At 38.0% G+C, this 8,428-nt stretch carries 5 protein-coding genes; all 5 read left to right on the forward strand.

From position 1 onward, the window contains the following. Positions 1 to 115 precede the first annotated feature (115 nt). The 5 genes from hprK to N8M20_RS09365 all read left to right on the forward strand — a co-directional run bounded on the left by hprK (position 116) and on the right by N8M20_RS09365 (position 8,090). Positions 116 to 1,051 (forward strand): HPr(Ser) kinase/phosphatase, encoded by a 936-nt coding sequence (gene hprK / locus N8M20_RS09345; RefSeq protein ID WP_261080403.1) that lies wholly within the window; start codon positions 116 to 118, stop codon positions 1,049 to 1,051. Beyond that, positions 1,044 to 1,832, forward strand: a complete 789-nt coding sequence (gene lgt / locus N8M20_RS09350; RefSeq protein ID WP_261080404.1) for a prolipoprotein diacylglyceryl transferase — start codon at positions 1,044 to 1,046, stop codon at positions 1,830 to 1,832. The genes hprK and lgt overlap by 8 nt, the downstream gene beginning before the upstream one ends. After that, complete coding sequence (locus tag N8M20_RS09355; RefSeq protein WP_000895040.1) at positions 1,833 to 2,216, forward strand: DUF948 domain-containing protein; 384 nt, start codon at positions 1,833 to 1,835, stop codon at positions 2,214 to 2,216. It abuts the gene before it with no gap. Between the two features lie 14 nt (positions 2,217 to 2,230). After that, positions 2,231 to 2,626 (forward strand): YtxH domain-containing protein, encoded by a 396-nt coding sequence (locus N8M20_RS09360; RefSeq protein WP_261080405.1) that lies wholly within the window; start codon positions 2,231 to 2,233, stop codon positions 2,624 to 2,626. A gap of 397 nt (positions 2,627 to 3,023) precedes the next feature. Next, a complete protein-coding gene (locus tag N8M20_RS09365; RefSeq protein WP_261080406.1) occupies positions 3,024 to 8,090 on the forward strand; it encodes a G5 domain-containing protein in 5,067 nt (1,688 codons plus the stop codon). Positions 8,091 to 8,428 lie beyond the last annotated feature (338 nt).

The following is an 8,428-nucleotide window of genomic DNA, read 5'->3' on the forward strand; positions in this document are numbered from 1 at the left end:
TGGAGAAATCTAGTCCTTTTTCTTTTAAATAAATACTTCAAAGCCTGCAAAAATCTGAAACTTCTAAGGACAATTTGATATAATAGTAAAAAGAACTCGATTGAAGGAGGAAATGATGTCGGTTTTAGTAAAAGAAGTGATTGAAAAGCTTAGACTAGACATTGTCTATGGCGAACCAGAATTGCTTGAAAAGGAAATCAATACAGCGGATATTACGCGACCTGGTCTTGAAATGACAGGCTATTTTGACTACTATACGCCAGAGCGGATTCAACTTTTGGGGATGAAGGAGTGGTCTTATCTGATCAGCATGCCTTCCAACAGCCGCTATGAAGTTTTGAAAAAAATGTTTCTACCTGAGACACCTGCGGTCATTGTTGCCCGTGGTTTGGTGGTTCCAGAGGAGATGCTAAAGGCGGCAAGAGAGTGTAAGATTGCCATTTTAACTAGCCGTACGGCTACTAGTCGTTTGTCTGGAGAGTTATCTAGCTATCTGGATTCTCGTTTGGCAGAACGTACCAGTGTGCATGGAGTATTGATGGATATCTATGGGATGGGTGTCTTGATTCAGGGCGACAGTGGAATCGGTAAGAGTGAGACTGGTCTTGAGCTTGTCAAACGTGGACACCGCTTGGTGGCAGATGATCGTGTCGATATCTTTGCCAAGGACGAGATTACTCTTTGGGGTGAACCAGCTGAAATCTTGAAACACTTGATTGAAATTCGTGGTGTCGGGATTATCGATGTTATGAGTCTCTATGGTGCCAGTGCCGTCAAGGATTCTTCACAAGTCCAGTTGGCTGTTTACTTGGAAAATTACGATACACATAAGACCTTTGATCGTCTTGGTAACAATCCAGAGGAACTAGAAATTTCTGGCGTAGCCATTCCTCGTATCCGCATCCCAGTTAAAACAGGTCGAAATATCTCTGTTGTGATTGAGGCAGCTGCCATGAATTATCGTGCCAAGGAAATGGGCTTTGATGCGACGCGTTTGTTCGAAGAACGCTTGACAAATCTTATTGCTCAAAACGAGGTGCCTAATGCTTGATCCAATTGCTATTCATCTAGGTCCTCTAGCCATTCGTTGGTATGCCTTGTGTATTGTGATAGGTTTGATTCTTGCGGTTTATTTGACCATGAAAGAAGCGCCTAGAAAGAAGATTATACCAGACGATATTTTAGATTTTATCTTGATAGCCTTTCCCTTGGCTATTTTAGGAGCTCGTCTCTACTATGTCATTTTCCGTTTTGATTACTATAGTCAGAATTTGGGAGAGATTTTTGCCATTTGGAATGGTGGTTTGGCCATTTACGGTGGTTTGATTACTGGTGCCCTTGTCCTCTATATCTTTGCTGATCGTAAACTCATCAATACTTGGGATTTTCTAGATATCGCGGCGCCAAGCGTTATGATTGCCCAAAGTTTGGGACGCTGGGGCAATTTCTTTAACCAAGAAGCTTACGGTGCAGCAGTGGATAATCTGGATTATCTACCTGCCTTTATCCGTGATCAGATGTATATTGAAGGGAGTTACCGTCAGCCGACCTTCCTTTATGAGTCTCTATGGAATCTACTTGGATTTGCCTTGATTCTGATTGCCAGACGAAAATGGAAGAGTCTCAGACGAGGTCATATCACTGCTTTCTACTTGATTTGGTATGGTTTCGGTCGTATGGTTATTGAAGGCATGCGGACAGATAGTCTCATGTTCTTTGGACTTCGAGTGTCTCAATGGCTTTCAGTTGTCCTTATCGGTCTCGGTATTTTTATCATTCTTTATCAAAATCGAAAGAAGGCCCCTTACTATATTACAGAGGAGGAAAACTAAATGTTAGAAGTTGCATATATTCTTGTAGCCCTTGCTTTGATTGTCTTTTTAGTCTATCTAATCATTACTGTACAAAAGCTTGGACGTGTTATCGATGAAACAGAGAAGACGATTAAAACCTTGACTTCAGATGTGGATGTGACCTTGCATCACACCAATGAATTGCTGGCTAAGGTCAATGTCTTGGCAGATGATATCAATGTCAAGGTAGCAACGATTGATCCACTCTTTAGTGCAGTTGCAGATTTATCTCTATCTGTTTCAGACCTCAATGACCATGCGCGTGTCTTGAGTAAGAAAGCTTCATCAGCTGGTTCAAAAACACTCAAGACTGGAGCAAGTTTGTCAGCTCTTCGTCTTGCAAGTAAATTTTTCAAAAAATAAAAAGGAGAATTCTTATGGGTAAACTATCCTCAATCCTTTTAGGAACCGTTTCAGGTGCAGCTCTTGCCTTGTTTTTAACAAGCGACAAGGGCAAACAAGTTTGCAGTCAGGCTCAAGATTTTCTAGATGATTTGAGAGAAGATCCGGAGTATGCCAAGGAGCAAGTCTGTGAAAAACTGACAGAAGTTAAGGAGCAGGCTACAGATTTTGTTCTGAAAACCAAAGAACAGGTTGAGTCAGGTGAAATCACTGTGGACAGTGTCCTTGCTCAAGCTAAATCATGTGCCCGCCAAGCGACAGAAGCATCAAAAAATCAATTCAATAATCTCAAGGAACAATGGCAAGAAAAGGCTGAAGCTCTTGACCAATCAGAAGAGATTGTGATTGATATCAAAGAAGAAAAAATCTAGATTTGACAGAGTTGGATAAAAATTCAATAGTAGTCGCAAATCTAGTAAATGGTATAAGATAAAATGCATAGTATCAAGGTTTTCAAGACCTGATATTATGCTTTTTTTGATTTTGAAGACTTTTTGACAAACCTTTTTTAAAACACATGAGCGTTATGATTTTTTATGGTATAATGGCAGTGTTGAAAGTAAAATATTTACATTTTTTTATATTTTACTGATATTTTATTAATATTAATCGATCCATTTTTTTATGATTAGAAATCAATGTGATAGTTTATGATAAAGTAGAGGAAAAGCTCTAAAATTTTAGTCAAGAAACGATCTAGTATTCTGTCAAGGGAAAATATTAGAAGCCTCTATTTTGTAAAAAATAGCTAGAAAGAAAGTTGGTAAAATGAAAGATATTTTTAATAAACGTCAACGTTTTTCGATTCGAAAGTTTTCTGTTGGAGTGGCTTCTGTATTAATAGGAATTGCCTTGTTTACACCATCTCAGGGAGTGCTTGCTTCTACGGAAAATTCTCTACCTTCTGTGGAGAAAAGAGAAGCAGTGCAACCTATATCAGATAATCAAAATAATCCTTCTTCTGAGTTAGATACCAGAGATGTTCCAATAGGATCTACAAGGACTACAGAACCCGTCACATCTGGGGATAAGGAAAATAATAGCTTGACCACAAGGGATTTCGTGGCAGGTGAAGACAGATCAAGCACTCCAGCGGTGAGAGCGACATCAAATCCTTCCGAGGTTAAAAAGTATGAATTAACTGATGAGTATGCTAAGCAAATAAAAGCAGGAGTAATCGGTTCAGAAGGCAATAAGCTTGATAGTTTATTGTTAAACGGCCCTAAGTTAAGTCCAGAAGCCTATACAGATGATGATTACTTGAAGGATAAAGAAGAACTTTATATTTATGAAAAAGGTGGGAAAAAATATGTAGGCTATAATAGTCATCCCTTACTAGAAGATACTGATGGTGATGGTATTATTGACAGTAAAGAAAAGCCAGATGAAAAATTAAAATGGAATGTCAGTGAGCGCGATATGATTATGTTCATGGAATTGTCCTACCGTGATGATAATTATATTGATAGAGTGTTGGATCATACGAAACCCTTAACAGAATCAGAGTTATATAAAAAGAATGGTGATAGGAAACCACGTTACGAATATATGATGATGAATAAGGAATTGGGGCCTTATTGGGAAAGGAAGAAAAGTTATCATACATCTAGCGGACTAGATGCTGTCTTGTATGAAACTAAGAGTGATTTCTTATATTTACCAAATGGAACTGCACAAGTATTAGCCTTTCGTGGAACAAGTGATGCGAAAGATATTAAAGCAGATATAACTCTAGGGACTGGAGGAAATCCTCAACAGGGGATAGATGCAGAAAATATCATGCGTGAACTAGCTAAAGATAAGAGTATTACCAATCTTTATTTGACAGGCCATTCTTTAGGAGGATATTTAGTACAACGGGCAATGGTTGAAGCCTATCAGTTGGCATATTCTGACAGCAGAGTCATGTCTACTAAAGAACAGTTGGCTTATAGAAACTTTTATAATAATGTATTAAAAAAAGGAACAACATTTAATGCCCCAAAAGTAGTGACAAGTTTGGTTTCCAAACGTGAATTTTGGCAAAAAGGTTTAGATAGCAAAAAAATAGCTAAGTCTGGGAAATTGACTCATTATATTGTTGATAATGATTCGACGATAAGAAAAGGTGTCAGCAATGATAGTGATGTTGTTATAAATGTTGGACGAACCAGTGGAGGTCATAGTTCACGTTCTTATTTTGAAGCCGATATGATTAATAGACGATCAGAGTTTATATCTGGGAAACGAATTTCTTTAGATGGGACAGGTTATCAAGATAAAAAAATTACAACAGTTAAATCTGTAGAAAAAGTTGGAGAAACTGCTGTATATAGTAAACGCGGAGATGACATCATTAAGTCAACAACTGTGAGTATGAAAGATCCTGCTACAGGACAGATTACTAAAAATACACTTTATGAAGTATTCAAGAAAGATGGGGTGAAAGATAAAGTAGAAGTAGAAACAATCCCATCCCCAGTAAAATACGAAAAAGATGCTAGTCGCGAAAAAGGTCAAGATAATATTACTGTCCCAGGAAAAGACGGAAGTAAGACCACCACAACGACTTATACAGTAAATTCAAACAGTGGAGAAGCTATTGCACATGTAGGAGAGCCAGTAATAGTAAATCCAACAGAAACAATAGTTAAAGTCGCAGCTAAGGATAAAGTAGTAGAAACACCAATTGAACCCGCAGTGGTTTATGAAAAAGACGACACTCGTGACTTTGGTACACCAGACGAGCCTAGAGAAGGAGCAAAAGGAAAATCTGTAACGACTACAAGGTATGACGTTAATCCAAATAATGGAACAGTCACAGAACAGGTTGGTAACCCAGTGGTCACACCAGCTGGTAAAACAATAGTTAAGGTTGGAGCTAAAACTAAGGTTGAGCGTAGCAAGGATGAGCAAGGTCGTGAAGTTATCAAGACTACAACTTATGAAGTTGATCCAAAAACAGGTAAGGTAGCTCCTACAACAGTAACTACTTACGGAACAAAGAAAGAACCAACTGTTGAGAAGAGAGTAGTACCATCTCCAGTAGTTTACGAAAAAGATGGTACGAAAGAAAAAGGTATTGAAGCAACTACCGTCAAAGGTGAAGAGGGTGAAGATACAATTACAACAACTTATACTGTGGATCCTAATACTGGAAAGATTACAGCAAGCGAAGGAAAACCAGTTCGTACGAAAGAACCAACTAATACTATTGTTAAAGTTCCAGCTAAGGATAAAGTAGAAGTAAGAGGAATCCCATTATCTAAGAGATACGTAAAAGATGCTAGTAGGGAAAAAGGTCAAGATAATATTACTATTCCAGGAAAAGATGGAAGTAAGACAACGACAACGACCTACATAGTAAATCCAAATAATGGGGAAGTTGCTCCAAATGTAGGAGAGCCAGTAATAGTAAATCCAACGGATACAATTATCAAAGTAGCAGCAAAAGATAAAGTAGTATACTCTAAAGACGGAGATAACATTGTCAAAGAAGTTACTACCTATACAGTAAATCCAACCAATGGAAACATCACAGAGCATACAACAAAAGAAACATTTAAAGAAAATGGATTGAAAGATAAAGTAGAAGTAGAAACAATCCCATCCCCAGTAAAATACGAAAAAGATGCTAGTCGCGAAAAAGATCAAGATAATATTACTGTTCTAGGAAAAGCTGGAAGTAAGACCACCACAACGACTTACACAGTAAATCCAACCAATGGAGAAGCTATTGCACATGTAGGAGAGTCAATAATAGTAAATCCAACAACTACTATCGTTAAAGTAGCAGCGAAAGATACAGTAGTAACTTCTAAAGATGGAAATAACATTGTGAAGACAGCAACTTCATATACAGTAAATCCAGATAATGGAAACATAATAGAGCATACAACAAAAGAAACATTTAAAGAAAATGGATTGAAAGATAAAGTAGAAGTAGAAACAATCCCATCCCCAGTAAAATACGAAAAAGATGCTAGTCGCGAAAAAGGTCAAGATAATATTACTGTCCCAGGAAAAGACGGAAGTAAGACAACGACAACGACTTACACAGTAAATCCAGATAATGGGGAAGTTATTTCAAATGAAGTAAATCCAGTAATAGTAAATCCAACAGAAACAATAGTTAAAGTCGCGGCTAAGGATAAAGTAGTAGAAACGCTGATTGAACCAGAAGTGGAATACGTTAAAGATATTGAAAAAGACTTCGGTACACCAGATCAGCGTACTGAGGGTGAAAGAGGTAAAACAGTTACTACAACCACTTATGATGTAGATCCAAAGGACGGTCATATTACAGAACACGTTGGTAATCCAGTCGTCACCCCAGCAGGCAAGACAATTGTTAAAGTTGGTGCGAAAACTAAGGTTGAACAAACCAAAGATTCTGAAGGTCGTGATGTGATTGATACCACTACCTATGAAGTTGATCCAAAAACAGGTAAGGTAACTCCGACAACAGTTCGAACTTATGGAATAACGAAAGAACCAAAGACTGAGACAAGACCTGTACCATCCCCTGTTGTCTATGAAAAAGATGATACGAAAGAAAAAGGTACAGCCCCAACTACTGTTAAAGGTGAAGATGGTGAAGACACTATCACAACAACTTACACTGTGGATCCTAATACTGGAAAGATTACAGCAAGTGAAGGTCAATCAGTTCGTACGAAAGAACCAACTAATACTATTGTTAAAGTTCCAGCCAAAGACAAAGTCGTAGAAACTCCGATTGAACCAGAAGTGGAATACGTTAAAGATGTTGAAAAAGACTTTGGTACACCAGATCAGCGTACTGAGGGTGAAAGAGGTAAAACAGTTACCACAACCACTTATGATGTAGATCCAAAGGACGGTCGTATCACAGAACACGTTGGTAATCCAGTCGTCACCCCGGCAGGCAAGACAATCGTTAAAGTTGGTGCGAAAACTAAGGTTGAACAATCTAAAGATTCTGAAGGTCGTGATGTAATTGATACCACTACCTATGAAGTTGATCCAAAAACAGGTAAGGTAACTCCTACAACAGTTCGAACTTATGGGAAAACGAAAGAACCAAAAGTAGAGTTAGAACAAGATCCTAAGGCAGGTGACGATACAGCAACACCGAAGAAACAAGATGGCTCAACATACCCACTAGGAACTAAGGTAGAAATCCTAGGCGAAGATGGTAAGGGTAAAGTACCAAACAGTGATATAGCAGATGTAGAAAAACCAGGTACAGGTAAGATTACTGAGCCAGGTAAACCAGCTGTGGAAGTTCCAGTAGAAAATCCAGCTAAGGTAACAATTTTTGAAAACGGTGTATTACCGGCTTCAATTGAATTGCCAGAGTTAATGATTGAGATTCGCTGGATTGATGAAGATGGAAATGTATTGAAACCATCCCTTAAGACAGGTAGTGAAAAGGATGCTGAACATGGATTAATTTCTGGATATGAATTTGTACGAACTGTGATTTCTGAAAATGAACCAGTAATTACTCACATTTTCAGAAAAGTAAGTTCAAACACAAATACAATTCCAGTTACACCTGATACTAATGGAAATACTGGTCCCGATACATCTGCGCTAACAACTCCAATTCCAGTTGCGCCAGTCACACCTGATGCTAATGGAGATTCTGGTTACGATACAGCTACACCAACAACTCCAATTCCAGATGAAGTTGCTCCGAATGCAAATCATGAAGATACTCCAGATGCTATTGATAATGGAGTTAAATCAAGTAATTCTCAAACTGTATTACCAAATACAGGAATAGAATCAAATGTGACTCTTGCATCTCTAGGACTTCTTGGTATGCTAGGCGGTCTCGGACTTGCTCTTGGAAAGAAAAAAGAAGACTAAAAGTTTAGTCAAAATAAGAACTGTTTATTGTTGAACAATGAATGCAAAAGATTAAGAAACAGCCTTGTTCCTCATTTCAAGAGGTGCAAGGCTGTTGTTATATTCTCGAAAAAATCTAGATTTGAGAGAGGGAAACCTCTCTTTTTTATTCAAAACAGCATAACATATTGACATTTTATGGATAATTAAAAATTTCCAACTTTTATTGACGGAAGAAGCTTGTTTTTTGTTGTGTAAATATATTAAAAATGGTATAATTGGGCTGTGATAGCTGTGATAGCTGTGATAGCTGTGATAGCTGTGATAGCTGTGATAGCTGTGATAGCTGTGATAGCTGT

Source organism: Streptococcus mitis (genome assembly GCF_946190275.1).
In the GTDB taxonomy this organism is placed as follows: domain Bacteria; phylum Bacillota; class Bacilli; order Lactobacillales; family Streptococcaceae; genus Streptococcus; species Streptococcus mitis_DC.